The sequence below is a fragment of the Paracoccus niistensis genome (assembly GCF_042432925.1).
Taxonomy (GTDB): Bacteria; Pseudomonadota; Alphaproteobacteria; order Rhodobacterales; family Rhodobacteraceae; genus Paracoccus; species Paracoccus niistensis.
In genome coordinates this window covers 90,248-107,019 of sequence record NZ_JBHLWE010000019.1, presented here as the reverse complement: position 1 = coordinate 107,019, position 16,772 = coordinate 90,248, and the positions used below count along the sequence as shown (strand labels likewise).

Here is a 16,772-nt window from a genome sequence, read left to right as displayed (position 1 = left end):
TCAAGCTCCTTGAGGGTTTGACGTGGTGGTCCCCGCCGCCTGCTCGGCCAAGCGTTTCTGCGCCCGGAAGGCCGGAGGCTCCTTGCCGGCGGGATCGGGGGTGGAGGTTCGGGCGACGGGCGTCCCGGCCAGCGCGCCGGTCGCGGGCTTCGCGGCCTTCTTCCCGCCAAGGTCGGGCATCTTCGGGCCGGCGCTGCGGGCGATCTTTTCGCGCCGCGCCTTGACGGTCATCATGTGCGGGCAGCGCTCGTCGTCGTGGTACAGCACCTGGCAATGCATGCAGTAGATGCATTCGTTGACGTTGATGTTGCCTTCCGGGTGGATCGCCTGCACCGGGCATTCCTTGGCGCAGCGGTGGCAGGGAGATCCGCATTCCGGCCAGCGCTTGAGCCATTCGAACATCCGCATCCGTCCGGGGATCGCCAGCGCCGCGCCCAGCGGGCACATGTAGCGGCAGTAGAAGCGCTCGATGAACAGGCCCGGCAGCAGGCAGGCCAGCGCAAACAGAACGAACCACCATTCCCGCATGAAGTTCAGGATGATTGCAGTCTTGAAGGGCTCGACCTCGGCATAAACCTCGGCGCGGGCCAGCGAATAAAGCGACAGCCCGAAAAGGCCGAGGAAGATCATGTATTTCAGCGGCCAGAGCCGTTCATGCAGGCCCCAGGGCACCGTGAACTGCGGCACGCGCAGCTTGCGGGCGATGGTGTTCGACAGTTCCTGCAGCGCGCCGAAGGGGCAGAGCCAGCCGCAGAACGGCCCCCGGCCCCAGAACAGCAACCCCGCCGCCACGGCGACCCAAAGGATGAAGACCAGCGGCGCCGTGAGGAAATACTCCCACGAGAAATTGCCCGACAGCAGCGAGTTGAAGAACGTCAGCACGTTCACGACGGAAAGCTGCGCGTTCACCAGCCAGCCAAGCCAGACCAGCGTGAAGGTCAGGTAGGCCCGGCGGACCCAAGTGAACAGCACCGGCCGGCGCACCAGCAGGTCCTGGAAGAAGAAGATCAGCGTCAACGCGCCCAGCGCCACGGCGGCGATGGCGACGTTCACCCGGTTCATGTCCCAGATGGTCTTCCACAGTGCCGGGCCGTCATCCTCGGGCAAGGGCTCACCGACGGTGGTCTGGGCCGAGGGCTCGGGGGCAGGCTGCACCACCGGCTCCGGCTCGGGCGCGGGCAACAGGTACTGCTCGGGCAACTGATAGCCGAGGTTGAAGGGCAGGGTGGCCTTGTCGCGGCCCTGCGTTGTACGCTGCACCAGCAGTTGCAGTTCGAAGGGCTTGGTCACGTCCAGGCCCGCGCCCTCGGGGACGACGAACAGGGCGATCTCGCGCAGGCGCGGCGCGCCCTTTGCGGCCAGCGCAGGCAAGCGGGTGTGGTCGCGGTCGTGGAAACGGATGCCCTGGCCATCCTGCAGGATCTCGATGCGGTCGAAGATGCCGCCGCGCACATAGCCCGAGCCCTTGAAGGAATAGGCCCCGTCGCCCGCGACAAGGATTGCCGTCTGGCCGGGTTTCAGCCGCTGGGCCAGCCGGTCATAGGCCTGCTGTCCAAGCAGGCTGGTCCCGATGGCGGGCACCGAAACAGGCGCCATGTAGAGTTGGATGAAGCTGTCCTCGGGGGTCTTCGTCTCGGGGTGGGCAGCGGCCTGGGGCTGGCCCGCGGCCTGAAAGGCCTGGCTGACCTCGCCCACGGTCATCACCAGCGACCGGACCGAGCCGTCGCCGACCAGCGTTTCCCAGTCGGCGGGGGCGGTCGCGCTGGGGTCCAGTTCGCGCTGCACCTCGGGCGCAACGGTGGCGACATCCACGCCGCCCAGCCGTCCCGAGCGGATCAGCTGCACGGCCGAGCGCACGACGCTGTCGCCCATCACCAGCACCGTCACGGTTGCGCCCGCGACGATGTCCACCTGCGGGGGCCGCGCCTCTCCGGCCGCGACGCGGCCCAGATCGGCGCCGATCAGGCCGTTGATGGCCTTCAGCACCCGCTCTTCGGGGATGCCGATCAGGACGATGGGCTCGTGATGCTCGACCAGGCTGAGGCCCTGCACGACGCCAGTGGGGTCGATGCCGACGAGGATGTGGATGGGCTTGCCCGAATAACCGGTCGAGGCCGTGAAGTCCGAGGCAAGATAGGCATAGCCCAGCGTCTCGGTCCCGCGCATCACTGGCACGATGGCCGGGCTGCCCTGCGGGGATCCATAGGCGTCGGCCCCCTGGAACAGCGTCGAAGCCGGCGTCTTGTCCAGCGCCTCGGCCAGCGTCGCCGCCTGCGCGGAGGAGACGACGCCCAGCCCTGCCACCACGAGAATCATCATGCGGATCAGGCAGAGAAGGGCAGGGCGAATGGACATCACGGACTCCGGCCAGGTCTTGGCTGCCTGCTTCTCGCGCAATCCGGCGCCCCAAACGTTGCGATGGGGCAATGTTCGGGGGAAAGGCCGGCCCTAAGTGGCGCGGGGTTCAACCCGTGGAGTTGTTGCGCCGGATCCGGCGCTGCCTGCGCAGGAAGGCGGCGATGAAGATCGCCGAAAGGATCAGGATGACCGTAGGGGCGGGCGCGCTGTCCAGAAAGAAGCTGGCGTAAACGCCGCCCAGCATCGCCGCCATGCAGACAGCAACCGCGACGGCCAGCATCCGCCCGAAGCTGCGCGCCAGCAGGAAGGCGATGGCGCCCGGCGCGATCAGCAACCCGACGGCCAGGATCAGCCCGGTCGCAGTCAGCGTCGCCACGATGGTCAGCGACAGGATCGTCAGCAGCCCGTAATGCAGAAGCCCCACGGGCAGCCCCGAGGTCCTCGCCTGCGCCGGGTCGAAAGCGTGCAGCATCAGGTCCTTCCATTTCAGGACCAGCGCCCCTGTAACGGCGGCCGAGATCACCCCCGCCGTCCACAGGTCGGCGGGCTGCACCCCCAGCATGTTTCCGAACAGGATGTGATCGAGGTGCACGTCCGAGGTGATCGCCGTGTAAAGCACGATCCCCAGCCCGAACATGCCGGAGAAGACGACGCCCATCACCGTGTCCTGCTTGACCCGGCTGTTCTCGGCCAGGAAGCCCGTCGCCACCGCCGTCAGCATCCCCGCGCCGAATGCGCCGACCATCAAGGGCAGGCCTAGGACATAGGCCAGCACGATCCCGGGCAGGACCGCGTGGCTGATTGCGTCCCCCATCAGCGCCCAGCCCTTCAGCACCAGGAAGCAGGACAACAGCGCAGTCGGCACCGACACGATCAGCGCGATCATGAAGGCATTGCGCATGAACTCGAAGTCGAAGGGCAGCAGCAGCGTCTCGATCACGGCGCGGCCCCGTCCCTCAGGGTCGCAGCGGCCTTGGCGCGCGAGGCCAGCAGCCCGTGCTTGGGCGCCCAGACGAAGGCCGCAAGGAACACCAGCGTCTGCAGGCAGACGATGATCCCTCCGGTGGCGCCGTCCAGAAAATAGCTGAGATAGGCGCCGACGAAGCTGGTCACCGTCCCGATGGCGACCGACAGCGCGATCAGGCGCGGAAAGCGGTCGCACAGCAGATAGGCCGTCGCACCGGGCGTCACGACCATGGCGATAACCAGGAAGGCCCCGACCGTCTGCATCGCCGCCACCACGCAGGCCGACAGCAGGACGAAGAAGACGCCCTTCAGCAGCCCCGGCCGCAGCCCGATGGACCGCGCGTGGGTTTCGTCGAAGAAGACGACCATGAGGTCCTTCCACTTTGCCAGCAGCACGGCCAGCGAGACAAAGCCGATGATGGCAAGCTGCAGCGTGTCCCCCGGCGTGATCGCCAGGATGTTGCCCATGGTGATCGTCTGGACCGAGATCGCCACCGGGTTCAGCGAGACCATGAACAGTCCCAGCCCGAAGAAGCCGGTGAAGATCAGCCCGATCACCACATCGGGCTTGAGCCCCGAGCGATCCGACAAAAACAGCATCGCCGCTGCCGCAAGTCCGCCCGAAAGGAAGGCCCCCAGCGCGAAGGGCAGGCCCAGCATGTAGGCTCCGGCAACTCCCGGCACGACGGAATGGGACAGCGCGTCCCCGATCAGCGACCAGCCCTTGAGCATCAGGTAGGCCGAAAGGAAGGCGCAGACGCCCCCGACCAGCGCGGAAACCCACATGGCCGTGGTCATGTAGTTGTAGTCGAAGGGCTCCAGCAGGATCACGGGCTGTCCCCCGGCTCGCGCGTGCGGGTGCGATTGCCATAACGCACCAGCGGGCGCTCGTCGTCGGTCAGGATGGTGACGTGGCGCGGATCGTCATCGTCATGCAGCACGTCCCCGCCCAGGGTGAAATGCCGCAGGACGCCCCCGAAGGCGCGTTCTAGGTTTTCCCGCGTAAAGGTCGTCTCGGTCGGGCCGTGGGCCAGCACGGTGCCCTTGACCAGCACCACGCGGTCGCAGAACTCGGGAACCGAGCCGAGGTTGTGGGTCGAAACCAGCATCACCCGGCCCTCGGCCCGCAACTCGCGCAGAAGAGCGATGATCTGGTCCTCGGTGCCCACGTCCACGCCGGTGAAGGGTTCGTCCAGCAGGATCACGCGGCCGTCCTGCGCCAGCGCGCGGGCGAGAAAGACCCGCTTCCTCTGCCCGCCCGACAGTTCGCCGATCTGGCGGTGGCGCAGGTCGGCCATGCCGACACGGGCGAGCGCCGCGTCCACCGCGGCGCGATCGGCGCCCGAGGGGCGGCGCAGGAAGCCCATGTGCCCGTAGCGGCCCATCATGACCACGTCCTCGACCAGAACGGGAAAGGACCAGTCCACCTCCTCGGACTGCGGCACATAGGCGACGAGGTTGCGTTTCAGCGCCTGCGCCACCGTCATGCCCAGCAGCCGGATCTCGCCAGAGGCCACGGGCACGAAGCCCATGATCGCCTTGAACAGCGTGGACTTGCCCGCGCCGTTGACGCCGACCAGCGCCGTGACCGTGCCTTGCGGGATCTCGAAGCTCGCATGACGCAGCGCCGTATGGCCGTTGCGATAGGTCACGGTCACGTCGCGAGCGGCGATCCCCTGGCCGGTGCTGGAAGGCGGCGCGAGCATGGTCAGTCCTGTTCCGCGATGCCGGCGGCCAGCCCGTCCGCGATGGTGCGGGTCGTGACGCGCATCAGGTCCAGATAGCTCGGCACCGGCCCGTCTGGTTCCGACAGGCTGTCCACGTAAAGGACGCCGCCGTAATGTGCGCCCGTCTCGCGCGTGACCTGCTGGGCCGGGGCCTGGCTGACGGTGCTTTCGCAGAAGACGGCTGGGATGTCGTTCTCGCGCACCGTGTCGATGACGGTGCGGACCTGCCGGGGCGTGCCCATCTGGTCGGCGTTGATCGGCCACAGGTAAAGCTCGCGCAAGCCAAGGTCGCGGGCGAGATAGCTGAAGGCGCCCTCGCAGGTGACAAGCCAGCGCTGGGCCTCGGGGATCTGGGTTATCTCGGCGCGCAGGGGTTCCAGTGCGGCGGCCAGCTCGGCCTTGTAGGCTTCCGCATTGGCCTTGTAGGTCGCGGCGTTCGCCGGGTCGGCCCCGGCCATGGCCGCCGTGATGTTGTCCACGTAGATGCGCGCGTTCTCCAGTCCCATCCAGGCATGGGGGTTGGGCTTGCCCTTGTAGTCGCCGCCCGAGATCGGCAGCGGGTCGATCCCCTCGCTGACCGTGGCCGAGGGCACGTCCTTCAGGTTCCCCAGAAACTGCTCGAACCAGCGTTCCAGGTTCAGCCCGTTCCACAGGATCAGGTCGGCATCCTGCGCCGCCACGATATCGCGGGGTGTCGGCTCATAACCATGCACCTCGGCGCCGGGGCGGGTGATGGACACGACGTCGGCCGCGTCACCCGCCACGTTGCGGGCCATGTCGGCAATGACGGTGAAGGTGGTGGCGACCTTCAGGCGATCCTGCGCCTGAACCGACCCTGCTCCCAGCACCAGCGTTGCGGCGAGAAGACCAGCCGAGCGGAAAGACATGTTCACTCCTCTGCAAATCCGCCTCAACGTAAATGCAACGCATTCTCATCTGTCAAGTTCCTTGCGAACCATTCTCATTTTCTTGCCCCGACCGGGGGTCCGGGCTACATTCCGGCCATTGGCAGCAGGAAAGGCGGGATGAGCGCCCATACGACCGATTTTGCCCAGGCCTTGCGGGATGCAGGGCTGCGCGTGACGCCCCAGCGGCTGGTGCTGCTGGCGATCCTGATGGACTCGGCCGACCACCCGAACGCCGACGAGCTGCTGGCGCGGGCGCGGGCGGTGGACGATTCCGTTTCGCTGGCAACGGTCTACCGCACGCTTTCGGCGCTGGAAGACGCCGGGCTCATCCGCAAGCTGACGCTGGAAAGCGAGTCCTCGCGCTACGAGATCACGCCTCAGGCCGAACACGACCACGTGGTGGACATCGACACCGGCGAGGTCATCGAGATCGCCAATGACGAGATCGCCCGTTTGCGCCGCGAGGCGCTGGAGCGTCTGGGCTACGAGATCGTCAGCCAGCACACGCTGATCCGCGCCCGCCGGGTCCGGAAAAGCTGAGTTCTGGCCTAAGTCTTCTTCTTTGCAGAAATATCTCACGGGCACCCGGGGGTGTGAAACCCCCGCTCTGGCGCATCCGCAAGCGCGACATCACCCGAGCGGCACGCCCTCGAAGCGGGCGATGGCCACCCCGGCCCCGGCCAGCGCCCTTCGCACCGCCCGCGCGATCTCCACCGCACCCGGCGTGTCGCCATGCAGGCAGATCGTGTCGATGCGGGTGGGGATGGGGTCGCCCTCGTCCGGCAGGATCGCGCCTGCGCCGACCATGCGCAGCATCCGCTCGGCCGCCTGCGCTGGATCGTGGATCACAGCGCCGGGCAGGCGGCGGTCGACCAGCGTCGCGTCGGGGTTGTAGGCGCGGTCGGCGAATATCTCACACGCGACCCGGGCGCCAAGCTTCCGTGCCGCTTCCTGCTGCGCGGTCCCGGCCAGCACCACGAGGATGAGGTCGGGCGCGACCGAAAGCGCGCCCTCGAAGCAGGCAGCCGCCAGCGCCTCGTCGCCGGCGGCCATGTTGGCCAGCGCCCCGTGCAGCTTGAGGTGACGCACCCCGCCCTCCGCTGCTCGTGCCATGGCCTGCGCCGCGCCAAGCTGCCAGCGGACGAGGTTGGCGGCGCTGGCAAGAGGCATCTGCATCTCGCGCCGGCCGAAGCCTTGCAGGTCGGGAAAGCCCGGATGCGCGCCGATGCCGACGCCGTTCCGCACCGCCTGCGCCATCGTCCGCGCCATCACGTCCCAGTCGCCCGCATGGACCCCGCAGGCCACGTTGGCCGAGGAGATCACCTCCAGCAGCGCCTCGTCATTGCCCATGGGCCAAGGGCCGAAGCTTTCGCCCAAGTCCGCGTTCAGGTCCACCGACAGGGTCATGGGGCGTCCTCGTGATGATGGGCGCTGACCACGCCGCCGATGAGATTGTAGCTGAGCAGGTCTGCCATCGCTGCCGGATCGCGCAGCCTCGGCCGCAGGCGGTCGCGCAGCGAGCTCAGGACCCGCGCATGGTCTGCCATGGCCGCCCGGCCCTCGGCGCGGCTGACGAAGCGGAAATCCAGCGCCGCGCTGGGAGGCGCCTGCACGATGCGCGGCAGGTCGCAGGGCAGGACGGTGGCGATGCGGGGATAGCCGCCGGTCGTCTGGCATTCGCACAGCAGGACAAAGGGCGTGCCGTCGCCCGTGATCTGGATGTCGCCGGGCTGGACGATCTCGGACAGGATCGACAATCCGCCGGGTGCCTCGAATCCCGTGCCGTCCTCGGGGTTCAGCCGGACGCCCATGCGGTTCCCCCTCGGGTCGCGCCGGAAGGTGGTGCAGCGGAACCGTTCCACCTGCTCGGGCGGGAAGGCCGAGGTCTGGAGGCTTTCGACGACACGGACTTTCCCCCCGCCGGAGCGGGGCACTGGTTCCAGCACCATGTCCACGGAACCGCCCGGATCGGGGCCGAGGGCCAGTTCATCCCCAGGCTTCAGCGCCTCGCCGATCCCTGCCGCGAGATGCGCCGAGCGCCCGCCGAGAACCAGCGGCGCCTCGATCCCGCCCGCCGGAGTAAGATAGGCAAAGCCGCCCTCGGCGGGACTTAGGGACAATTCCGCGCCGTGTGGCAGGGCGTGGCTCGTGTTCCAGGACAGAGGCCGGTCCTCGCCGCCCTCACGCAGGGTTGCGCGGAACGGAGCGCCTGTCAGCGCGATCCTCAGCGGCTTGGTCGTCCGGAAGCGGGCGGGGCCGTTGGCCAGCTCGACCACGGGCAAGCCCGGGGGCTGGCCCAGCAGCGCGGCGCCCTCGACCAGCGCCACGGAATCCGCGGCGCCTCCGCGCGACAGGCCCTGCGCCAGCCAGCCTGGCCGGCCTTCGTCCTGCAGCGTGACGCCGGAAGAGGAGGCGAGGACGATCAGGCTCATGCTGCGGGCTCGATGCTGATCCCGCCGCCGGGGTCGCGCATCAGCGCGGCCAGCCCGTCGGCATCGACCGGCGGAAAGGCCACCGCGTCCCCGGGCCGCAGCAAGAAGGGTTGCGCGGCGGCGGGATCGAACAGCCGCGCCGCCGTCTGGCCGACCTGCCGCCATCCCGTCTGCGCGGCAACCGCGAACAGCACCAGTTGCCGGATCGCCACCGTCAGCGCCCCCGCCTTGACGCGCGGGGTCAACTGGCGCAGGCGCGGAATGTCCCATTCGGCCGGAAGCTCGCCGATATAGGGCTGGCCGGGGGCAAAGCCGATTGTCAGCACGCGAAGCGAGGCGCTTGCCAGCGCCTCGACGGCTTGGGCGCGGGTCAGCCCGGCCATTTCGGCGGCCTCGTCCAGTTGAGGCGCATGGTCGCCGTCATAGCAGGTCGGGATGCGGATCAGGCGGCGCTCGCCCGGCAGGGGCTCGGCCATCCAGTTGCGCGCGCCGACCAGCCGTCGCAGCCGTTCCTCCAGCCCCGAAGGATCGGCCAGCGGGTCCAGCCGCAGATAGGTCGAGACCAGCGAGACCGCCGTTTCATGCACCTCGGGCCAGCGGGCCGCCTCGATGGCCGCGCGCAGGGCCAGGGCCGCGCGGTTGGCAGGCTCGCTGAGCCGGGGGGCGAAGGTGACGACCATGCCGTCCACGCCCGCAGGCGCGATCCTGGGCCAGTCGCTCATCGCAAGGTGAGGTCAATCCGCATCATGCGGGCAGGATCACGATCCCGAGGCCGGACGGCAAGGCCCCTCGCAGGCGCCAAGCGCTTCCACGAACTCCAGCACCTGCGGGCCGATGGCCTTCACGACCAGTTGGACCCCACGGGCATTGGGATGAATGCCGTCGGGCTGCATGAGCGACAGGGGATCGCGCGCTGCCGCGATGGCACCCAGCATCGAGGGGATCACGGGAATGTCATAGGCGGCGCCAAGCTCGGGGTAGATGGCATTGAAGGCCGTTCGATACTCGCCCCCATAGTTCGGCGGCGCCTCGAGCCCGACCAGCAGCGCCGGAACCCGAGCCTTGCTGGCGGCGTCAAGGATGCCCGAAAGGTTCGCGCGCGTCACCTCGGGGTCGATGCCGCGCAGCAGGTCATTGCCGCCCAGGGCCACGATCAGTCCGTCCACCTCGGGCGCCAGTGTCCAGTCCACCCGGCTGAGTCCGCCCGCCGAGGTGTCGCCCGATACCCCCGCGTTGATCAGCGTCACCTCGGCCCCGCTTGCGCGCAGCCATGCCTGCAGTTGCGGGACCAGCCCTTCATCCTGGGACAACCCATAGCCCTGCGTCAGGCTGTCCCCCAGCGCGGCCACGGTGACGGGCTGGGCAAAGGCGGGCAGGGCGGTCAGCAGCAGCGCGGCGAGACTTCTGGCAAACATTGCGGTCCTCTGCATTTCCTTGTGATCTGTTGGCGCCGCGACGGGCTTGGGGGCGTTGTCGTCCATCCGCCGCGGCCCCTGAAAGGAAACGCCCGATGCCCGAACCGGTTCTGTCGCTGGACGACGTGCGCCTGACACTGCGGTCGAACGCAGGTCCTGTCGAGATCCTGCGCGGCCTTACCCTTGCGGTGGACAAAGGCGAGACGGTCGGGCTGGTCGGGCCGTCGGGTTCGGGCAAGTCGTCGCTGCTGATGCTGATGGGGGGCTTGGAACGCGCGACCGGGGGCCGGATCCGCGCGCTGGGCCAGGACCTGTCCGCGATGGGAGAGGACGCGCTGGCGCGGTTCCGCCGCGACAACCTCAGCGTCGTGTTCCAGAGCTTTCACCTGATCCCGACCATGACCGCGCTGGAAAACGTGGCGATCCCGCTGGAACTGGCCCGGCGCACGGATGCGATGGAGCAGGCGACCGCGGGGCTTGAGGCCGTGGGCCTGCACGACCGCACCCATCATTACCCGTCGCAGCTTTCGGGGGGCGAGCAGCAGCGCGTGGCGCTGGCCCGTGCGCTGGCGCCACGTCCGGCGATCCTGCTGGCGGACGAGCCGACCGGCAACCTCGACGAGGCCACGGGGCGACAGATCTCGGACCTGCTGTTCGGCATGGTGCGGGACAGCGGCACGACGCTGGTGCTGGTCACCCATGCGCCGGAACTGGCCGCCCGCTGCGACCGCACCATCCGCCTGCGCGACGGCCGGCTGGAGCAGGCGGCGTGAGCGGCCTGTCGCTGGCGTGGCGCATCGCCGCGCGCGAGATGCGGGGCGGTCTGCGGGGCTTCGGCGTCTTCCTGACCTGCCTTGCACTGGCCGTGGCGGCGCTGGCGGCGGTCGGCACGGTGCGCGCGGCCATCCAGGCGGGGCTGGAGCGCGACGGCGCGGCGCTGCTGGGCGGCGACGCCGAAGTGCAGTTGACCTATCGCTTCGCCAGCGGGGACGAGCGGGCAGTGCTGGACCGCCTTGCCACCGCCGTCTCGGAAACGGCCGAGTTCCGGTCCATGGCCACCGTCGAGGGGGGCGAGCGCGCGCTGACGCAGATCAAGGCCGTGGACGACGCCTATCCGCTGGTCGGTGCGGTCGCGCTGTCCCCGCCGACGCCGCTGCACCAGGCGCTTGCGCCCGAGGGCGGCATCCCCGGCGCGGTGATGAAGCAGGCGCTCGCCACCCGGCTGGGGCTGGCGGTGGGCGACCGGTTCCGGCTGGGAGTGCAGGACTTCACCCTGACCGCGATCTTGGACCGCTTCCCGGACGACACGGGTGAGGGCCTGGCGCTGGGACCGGTCACCATCGTGCGGACGGCCGATCTGGCGGACAGCGGACTGCTGGGACCGGGGACGCTGTTTTCCTCGCAATATCGGCTGCTGCTGCCCCCTGGCACCGACCTGGACGCCGCGCGGGCCGAGGTGACGGGGGCGCTGGGAGATGCCGCCCCGCGCTGGCGGGATGCGCGGGACGGGGCGCCGGGGCTTTCAACCTTTGTCGAACGGCTGGGGTCCTTTCTGGTTCTGATCGGGCTATCGGGCCTGGCCGTGGGCGGCGTCGGGGTGGCGGCTGCGGTGCGCGCCTATCTGGACGAAAAGCTGCCGGTGATCGCCACGCTCAAGACGCTGGGGGCCAGCCGGGGCACGGTTTTCCTTGTCTACCTGCTGCAGGTTGGCCTTCTGACGCTTGCGGGCGTTGCCATCGGTCTTGTGCTGGGCGCGGGCCTGCCGCTGGCGCTGGCGCCGCTGATCCAGTCGCGTCTGCCCATGCCCGCCTCTTTCGGGATCTATCCCGCGCCGCTGGCCGAGGCTGCGCTTTACGGCATTCTGGCCGCGCTGGTCTTTGCCTTGTGGCCGCTGGCTCTGGCGGCCGAGACGCGGGCGGCGGTGCTGTTCCGATCGGCCGTCGCGGGCGGGCGCCGCCTGCCGCGCGCACCCTATCTGGCGATGACCGGCGCCGCGGCACTGGCGCTGGTGGCGGCGGCGGCCGTGTTCTCGGGCAACTGGCGGCTGACGTTGTGGACGCTGGGCGGCATCGCGGGCGCCTTGGGCCTGCTGGCTCTGTCGGCCCAGCTTGCGGCTCCGCTGGCGCGTACGCTGATGCGGCTGGCCCGGGCCCGTCCGGCGCTGCGGCTGGCGCTGGGCGCCGTCAGGACGCGGAGGGCCGAGGCCTCGGCGGTGGTCCTGTCGCTGGGGCTGGGACTGGCGGTGCTGGCCGCCGTGGGTCAGATCGACGGCACGCTGCGCGGCGCCATCGCGCGCGAGATGCCGGAGGTCGCGCCCTCGTTCTTCTTCGTGGACCTGCAGCCCGACCAGATCGACGGCTTCAAGGCGATGATGGCCGAGAACCCCGCCGTCAGCCGCGTCGAGGCCGCCCCCATGATGCGGGGCGTCGTCACCCGGATCAACGGCCGCCCGGCCGAGGAGGTTGCGGGCGACCACTGGGTCGTCCGGGGCGACCGGGGCGTGACCTATTCCGACAACCCGCCCGCGCGCACCACGATCACGGCGGGCAAATGGTGGCCGGCCGATTACGATGGCCCGCCTCTGATCAGCTTCGCGGAAGAGGAAGCCGCCGAGATCGGGCTGTCCCTGGGCGATACCCTGACCGTCAACATCATGGGGCGCGACATCACGGGCACCATCGCCTCGTTCCGCAAGGTGGACTTCCGTAACGCGGGGATCGGCTTCGTCATGTCCATGAACCCCGCCGCGCTGCGGGGCGCGCCGCATACCTGGATCGCGACCGTCTATGCCGAGCCTCAGGCCGAGGACGCCATCCTGCGCGATGTCACCGACCGCTGGCCCAATGTCACGGGCATCCCCGTGGGCGAGGCGATCGCGCGGGCGTCGGACCTGCTGGGGGGGATCGCGGTCGCGGTGCGCTGGGGGGCGGCGGCCACGCTGGTCACGGGCTTCGCCGTGCTGGTCGGCACCGCACTGGCGGGCGCACGTTCGCGCCGCTACGAGGCGGCGATCCTCAAGGCCCTTGGCGCAAGCCGCTCCGTGATCCTGGCCAGCTTCGCCCTGCGGGCGGCTATCCTCGGCGCGCTGGCGGGCCTTGCCGCCATCGCCGCCGGAGTGGTGGCGGGCTGGGCCGTGGCGCGATTCGTGCTCGAGGTTGACCATGCCGTGATCTGGTCCAGCGCCATCCTTCTGGTGGTCGCGGGCGTGATTGCGGCACTGGCGGCGGAACTTGGCTTCGCGCTGCGGGCGTTGAGGGTCAAGCCCGCCACGCTGCTGAAGTCCGAGTGAGCGGCCCGAATCCTGGCCCCGCAACCTGCAAGGAGGGCGTTCCCCTTTGCATTACGACGACATGAACCGCCGCGCCCGGCTGGCGCCGCCCTCCGCGCTGGGATCGTTCCCGGCCAGCCCGGCAGTCACGCTGTGCCTGGGAATCCTGCTGGTGAACGGCGCCGTCGTACTGTGGCTGCTGTTGCTGGGCCGCGGTTTCCTGCCCGCCACGGTTCCGCTGGAATGGTGGAGCGCGAGCACGCTGGCCGACCACAACTCGCAGCACCTGACGGATTACTATTCGGCGCTGCATGCCATCTCGGGGGCGGGGCTTTACTTTGCCGCGTGCTGGGTGTGTCCGCTCTGGCCGCTGCACAAGCGGCTGGTCATGGTCCTTGCCTGCAGCGGCGTGTGGGAGGTGGTCGAGAACACCCCCTGGGTCATCGCCATGTTCAACGACCCGGGCAGCCTCAGCGTTTATCGCGGCGACAGCATCGTCAATGCGCTCAGCGACACCGCGTTTGTGGCCCTGGGCTTCATTGCGGCGCATGTGTTGCCGCGCAGGGTCCTTGTCATGGCGGGCGTCATGGCCGAAATCGGCGTGGCGGTGATGATCCATGACGGGTTCATCCTGGGCACGGCCCGGATCGTCCTGCGTTGAGAAACCGGAAAGGCGGCCAAGGGGCCGGGAAAGGACGATGGGGTGAGGTCAAAGGGCGCCCGCAACGCGCGCTTCGACGAACGCCGGGCCGAGCTTCTGGAACGGCTAAGGGCGCGGCTGACGCAGCGCGGCGCCATGCGGCCGACGCTGCGCGAACTGGCAGTGGCGGCCGAGTGCAGCGTCTCGACGCTGAACCACTATTTCGGGCGGCGCGACGACATCGTCATGGCCGTGTTCGAGGATTCGGGCCAGCGGGGGCAGGGGCAGTTCCAGATCACCCGCAAGGCCGGGCCGGAGTTCGAGAGCTCGATCCGAGACGCGGTGATCCTGTCCTGGACGGTGATGACGCGCCACGGCGTCGCCGCGATGCTGGCCATGGGCATGGTCGAGGGAATGCGAGACGACCTGCTGGGACCCGCCTTCATCGACACAATGTTCGAGCCCTTCGTGATCGCCCTGGCCGAGCGGCTGGATACCCATGTGGCGCTGGGCCAGATGCGCGACGTGGACACCCGCATGGCCGCGCTGGCGCTGGCGTCTCCGCTTCTGCTGGGGGCGCTGCACCAGGGCGAGCTTGGCGGGGCCAAGGCTTACCCGCTCGACGGAGAAGCTTTTGTGGATCATGTGGTGCAGGGCTTTGTGCGCGCCTATCGTGCGGAGTGAGGGGCATCCGGGGTGTGCATGGACGACATCGCTGACCGCAAGTCCGAGCATCTGGCGATCGTGACCGAAGGGCGCGGCGTGCAGGAAACACGCGGCACCGGCTTCGACGCTGTGCGCTTTGTCCATGACGCGCTGCCCGAGCTGTCCTTCGACGCCATAGACATGACGACGACCTTCCTGGGCCGCACCCTGTCCGCGCCACTGATGGTGTCCGCGATGACCGGCGGCACGGCCGAGGCCGGGCGCATCAACCTGTCCATCGCCGAGGCCTGCAATGCGCTGGGGCTGGCACTGGCCGTGGGGTCGCAGCGCATCGCCATCGAGGGGCGCGGCGCAGGCGGTCTCGGGGCCGAGCTTCGGGCTCGGGCGCCCGACGTCCCGATCCTGGGCAATCTCGGCGCGGTGCAGCTTGCGCGCGGCATGGGCGTGGACGAGGCGCGCCGCGCGGTCGAGATGCTGGAAGCCGACGCGCTGATGCTGCACCTCAACCCCCTGCAGGAGGCGATCCAGCCCGGCGGCGACCGCGATTTTTCGGGCCTGCTGGCGCGGATCGAGGCGCTGGCCCGCGCGCTGCCGGTGCCGCTTGGCGTCAAGGAGGTCGGCGCGGGCCTGTCTGCCGCCGTGGGGCGGCGCCTGCTGGACGCGGGCGTGGTGATCCTGGACGTGGCCGGGGTAGGGGGCACGAGCTGGGCGCGGGTCGAGGCCGAGCGCGGCGATGATCGCCTGCGCCGCATCGCTGCGCCCTTCTTCGACTGGGGGATTCCTACCGCCGAGGCCGTGGCCGCGCTGGCTCCGCTGATGCCCTCGGACGCGACGCTCATCGCCTCGGGCGGGCTGCGGCACGGGCTGGACGTGGCCCGCGCGATCCGATTGGGCGCGGACCTTGCCGGGCAGGCGGCCGGTGCGCTGCCTGCCGCGCGCGAGGGCGCCGAGTCGCTGGCCGCGCATCTGTCCGAGGTCGTCGAGCAGCTTCGCATCGCCATGTTCTGCACCGGCTCGGCCGATCTTGCGGCACTGCGCCGCGCCCCTCTTGCGTGACAGCCGGGACAGGTGACTACTGGAAGCGGTCGGACTGCTGCTATACTCTGGCACAAACGTTACAGGATGAAGAAGGGAGAGCCGGCTTGCCCCAGGCGTTGCGACGACCCCTTGCCACCAGCCTTGTCAGCCTGACGCTTTCGGCAGGGGTGATCGGCGCATGGCTGGCCCTGCACATCTTCGCCGTCTGGCACCTCGTTGCCCTGACGCATCCGGTGCTGGTAGTCCTGTGCCTTGTCGGCCTGACCTGGCTGTCTGTCGGGCTGTTCATCGTCGCCCATGACGCCATGCACGGGGCGGTCGCGCCGGGGCGCCCGCGCCTGAATGCCGCGGTGGGCGGGCTGGCGCTGATGCTCTATGCCGGGTTTTCCTGGCGCAAGCTGATCGTCAAGCACATGGCCCACCACCGCCACGCGGGCACCGACGAGGACCCAGACTTCGGCCATGGCGGCCCGCTGCGCTGGTATGCGGATTTCGTGCGCACCTATTTCGGGTTGCGAGAGGTGCTGGTGCTGGGCGGCTCTGTCATCCTTTACGCGCTGATCCTCGGCCCGCGCTGGCCCTATGTCGCCTTCTGGTCGGTGCCCTCGATCCTTGCGTCCATGCAGCTTTTCGTCTTCGGCACCTGGCTGCCGCACCGGCCCGGCCATGATCAGTTTCCCGACCGCCACAATGCGCGGTCCACCCGCGTCAGCGACCCGGTGTCTCTGCTGACCTGCTTTCACTTCGGCGGCTATCACCACGAACACCACCTGCACCCCTCGGTGCCGTGGTGGCGGCTGCCCTCGACTCGCAAGACCCGCGCATGAACATCCTCGGCCCCGTCCTGATCATTGTCCTGACCGTCGTCGTGATGGAGGCCGTGGCCTATTCCGTCCACCGCTGGATCATGCACGGTCCACTGGGCTGGGGCTGGCACAAGTCCCATCACGAGGACCGCCACGGCCCTTTCGAAAAGAACGACCTTTACGCCGTGGTCTTTGCCGGGCTGTCGATCGTCCTGTTCATGGTCGGCAGCCACTGGTGGCCCTGGCTCTGGTGGGTCGCCGTGGGGATGAGCGTCTATGGCGTGATCTACTTCATCGTCCATGACGGGCTGGTGCACCAGCGCTGGCCCTTCCGCTATGTCCCTCGGCGCGGCTATTTCCGCAGGCTCTACCAGGCGCACCGGCTGCATCACGCGGTCGAGGGACGCGACGACTGCGTGTCCTTCGGCTTCGTCTATGCGCCGCCGGTGGACGACCTCAAGGCGCGGCTGAAGGCCTCGGGCGTCCTGGCGCAGCGCCAGTCGCGCCACCAGGACGCCTGGCGCCCCGACCGCGGCGAAGACTGACTT

General features: G+C 69.2%; 17 protein-coding genes. 8 read left to right on the top strand and 9 right to left on the bottom strand.

All coding sequences use genetic code 11. The features are described 5' to 3' along the window. The 5 genes from ACFFII_RS07670 to ACFFII_RS07650 all read right to left on the bottom strand — a co-directional run bounded on the left by ACFFII_RS07670 (position 1) and on the right by ACFFII_RS07650 (position 5,938). Complete coding sequence (locus tag ACFFII_RS07670) at positions 1-2,355, bottom strand: 4Fe-4S binding protein (RefSeq protein ID WP_377698300.1); 2,355 nt, start codon at positions 2,353-2,355, stop codon at positions 1-3. 109 nt (positions 2,356-2,464) lie between these two features. Beyond that, positions 2,465-3,298 (bottom strand): metal ABC transporter permease, encoded by an 834-nt coding sequence (locus tag ACFFII_RS07665; RefSeq protein ID WP_377698299.1) that lies wholly within the window; start codon positions 3,296-3,298, stop codon positions 2,465-2,467. Beyond that, entirely contained in the window at positions 3,295-4,122 is an 828-nt protein-coding gene (locus tag ACFFII_RS07660; protein WP_377698350.1) for a metal ABC transporter permease, read from the bottom strand. Before ACFFII_RS07660 ends, ACFFII_RS07665 begins: the two co-directional genes overlap by 4 nt. 29 nt (positions 4,123-4,151) lie before the next feature. Further along, on the bottom strand, positions 4,152-5,030 hold the full coding sequence (locus ACFFII_RS07655; protein WP_377698298.1) for a manganese/iron ABC transporter ATP-binding protein: 879 nt from the start codon (positions 5,028-5,030) through the stop codon (positions 4,152-4,154). 2 nt (positions 5,031-5,032) lie between these two features. Next, complete coding sequence (locus tag ACFFII_RS07650; RefSeq protein WP_377698297.1) at positions 5,033-5,938, bottom strand: metal ABC transporter substrate-binding protein; 906 nt, start codon at positions 5,936-5,938, stop codon at positions 5,033-5,035. A 138-nt stretch (positions 5,939-6,076) separates the two neighbouring features. Between ACFFII_RS07650 and ACFFII_RS07645 the strand changes: the two genes are divergently transcribed. Continuing rightward, complete coding sequence (locus ACFFII_RS07645) at positions 6,077-6,499, top strand: Fur family transcriptional regulator (RefSeq protein WP_377698296.1); 423 nt, start codon at positions 6,077-6,079, stop codon at positions 6,497-6,499. A gap of 90 nt (positions 6,500-6,589) precedes the next feature. Here ACFFII_RS07645 and ACFFII_RS07640 read toward each other — a convergent pair whose 3' ends face one another. From ACFFII_RS07640 to ACFFII_RS07625, 4 genes are read right to left on the bottom strand one after another with little or no spacing between them, the layout of a single operon-like run. Next, the gene (locus ACFFII_RS07640) at positions 6,590-7,366 is read right to left on the bottom strand and encodes a LamB/YcsF family protein (protein WP_377698295.1); all 777 of its coding nucleotides are present in this window, start codon (positions 7,364-7,366) and stop codon (positions 6,590-6,592) included. Next, positions 7,363-8,391, bottom strand: a complete 1,029-nt coding sequence (locus ACFFII_RS07635; protein ID WP_377698294.1) for a 5-oxoprolinase subunit C family protein — start codon at positions 8,389-8,391, stop codon at positions 7,363-7,365. The genes ACFFII_RS07640 and ACFFII_RS07635 overlap by 4 nt, the downstream gene beginning before the upstream one ends. Beyond that, entirely contained in the window at positions 8,388-9,113 is a 726-nt protein-coding gene (locus tag ACFFII_RS07630; RefSeq protein ID WP_377698293.1) for a 5-oxoprolinase subunit B family protein, read from the bottom strand. Before ACFFII_RS07630 ends, ACFFII_RS07635 begins: the two co-directional genes overlap by 4 nt. Positions 9,114-9,149: 36 nt before the next feature. Then, positions 9,150-9,806 carry an arylesterase gene (locus ACFFII_RS07625; RefSeq protein WP_377698292.1) on the bottom strand — a complete coding sequence of 219 codons (657 nt, stop codon included), beginning with the start codon at positions 9,804-9,806 and terminating at the stop codon, positions 9,150-9,152. Positions 9,807-9,901: 95 nt separating this feature from the next. On the opposite strand from ACFFII_RS07625, the gene ACFFII_RS07620 reads away from it, so the two are divergent. The 7 genes from ACFFII_RS07620 to ACFFII_RS07590 all read left to right on the top strand — a co-directional run bounded on the left by ACFFII_RS07620 (position 9,902) and on the right by ACFFII_RS07590 (position 16,769). Then, the gene (locus tag ACFFII_RS07620; protein WP_377698291.1) at positions 9,902-10,579 is read left to right on the top strand and encodes an ABC transporter ATP-binding protein; all 678 of its coding nucleotides are present in this window, start codon (positions 9,902-9,904) and stop codon (positions 10,577-10,579) included. A gap of 38 nt (positions 10,580-10,617) precedes the next feature. Then, positions 10,618-13,095, top strand: a complete 2,478-nt coding sequence (locus tag ACFFII_RS07615; protein WP_377698349.1) for an ABC transporter permease — start codon at positions 10,618-10,620, stop codon at positions 13,093-13,095. A 61-nt stretch (positions 13,096-13,156) separates the two neighbouring features. Beyond that, positions 13,157-13,735 (top strand): DUF2585 family protein, encoded by a 579-nt coding sequence (locus tag ACFFII_RS07610; protein WP_377698290.1) that lies wholly within the window; start codon positions 13,157-13,159, stop codon positions 13,733-13,735. Positions 13,736-13,777: 42 nt separating this feature from the next. Further along, on the top strand, positions 13,778-14,398 hold the full coding sequence (locus tag ACFFII_RS07605) for a TetR/AcrR family transcriptional regulator (RefSeq protein ID WP_377698289.1): 621 nt from the start codon (positions 13,778-13,780) through the stop codon (positions 14,396-14,398). 18 nt (positions 14,399-14,416) lie between these two features. Continuing rightward, positions 14,417-15,436, top strand: a complete 1,020-nt coding sequence (fni, locus tag ACFFII_RS07600) for a type 2 isopentenyl-diphosphate Delta-isomerase (RefSeq protein WP_377698288.1) — start codon at positions 14,417-14,419, stop codon at positions 15,434-15,436. A gap of 98 nt (positions 15,437-15,534) precedes the next feature. Continuing rightward, positions 15,535-16,245, top strand: a complete 711-nt coding sequence (locus ACFFII_RS07595; RefSeq protein WP_377698287.1) for a fatty acid desaturase — start codon at positions 15,535-15,537, stop codon at positions 16,243-16,245. Next, on the top strand, positions 16,242-16,769 hold the full coding sequence (locus tag ACFFII_RS07590) for a sterol desaturase family protein (RefSeq protein ID WP_377698286.1): 528 nt from the start codon (positions 16,242-16,244) through the stop codon (positions 16,767-16,769). The genes ACFFII_RS07595 and ACFFII_RS07590 overlap by 4 nt, the downstream gene beginning before the upstream one ends. The last annotated feature ends 3 nt before the right edge of the window (positions 16,770-16,772 follow it).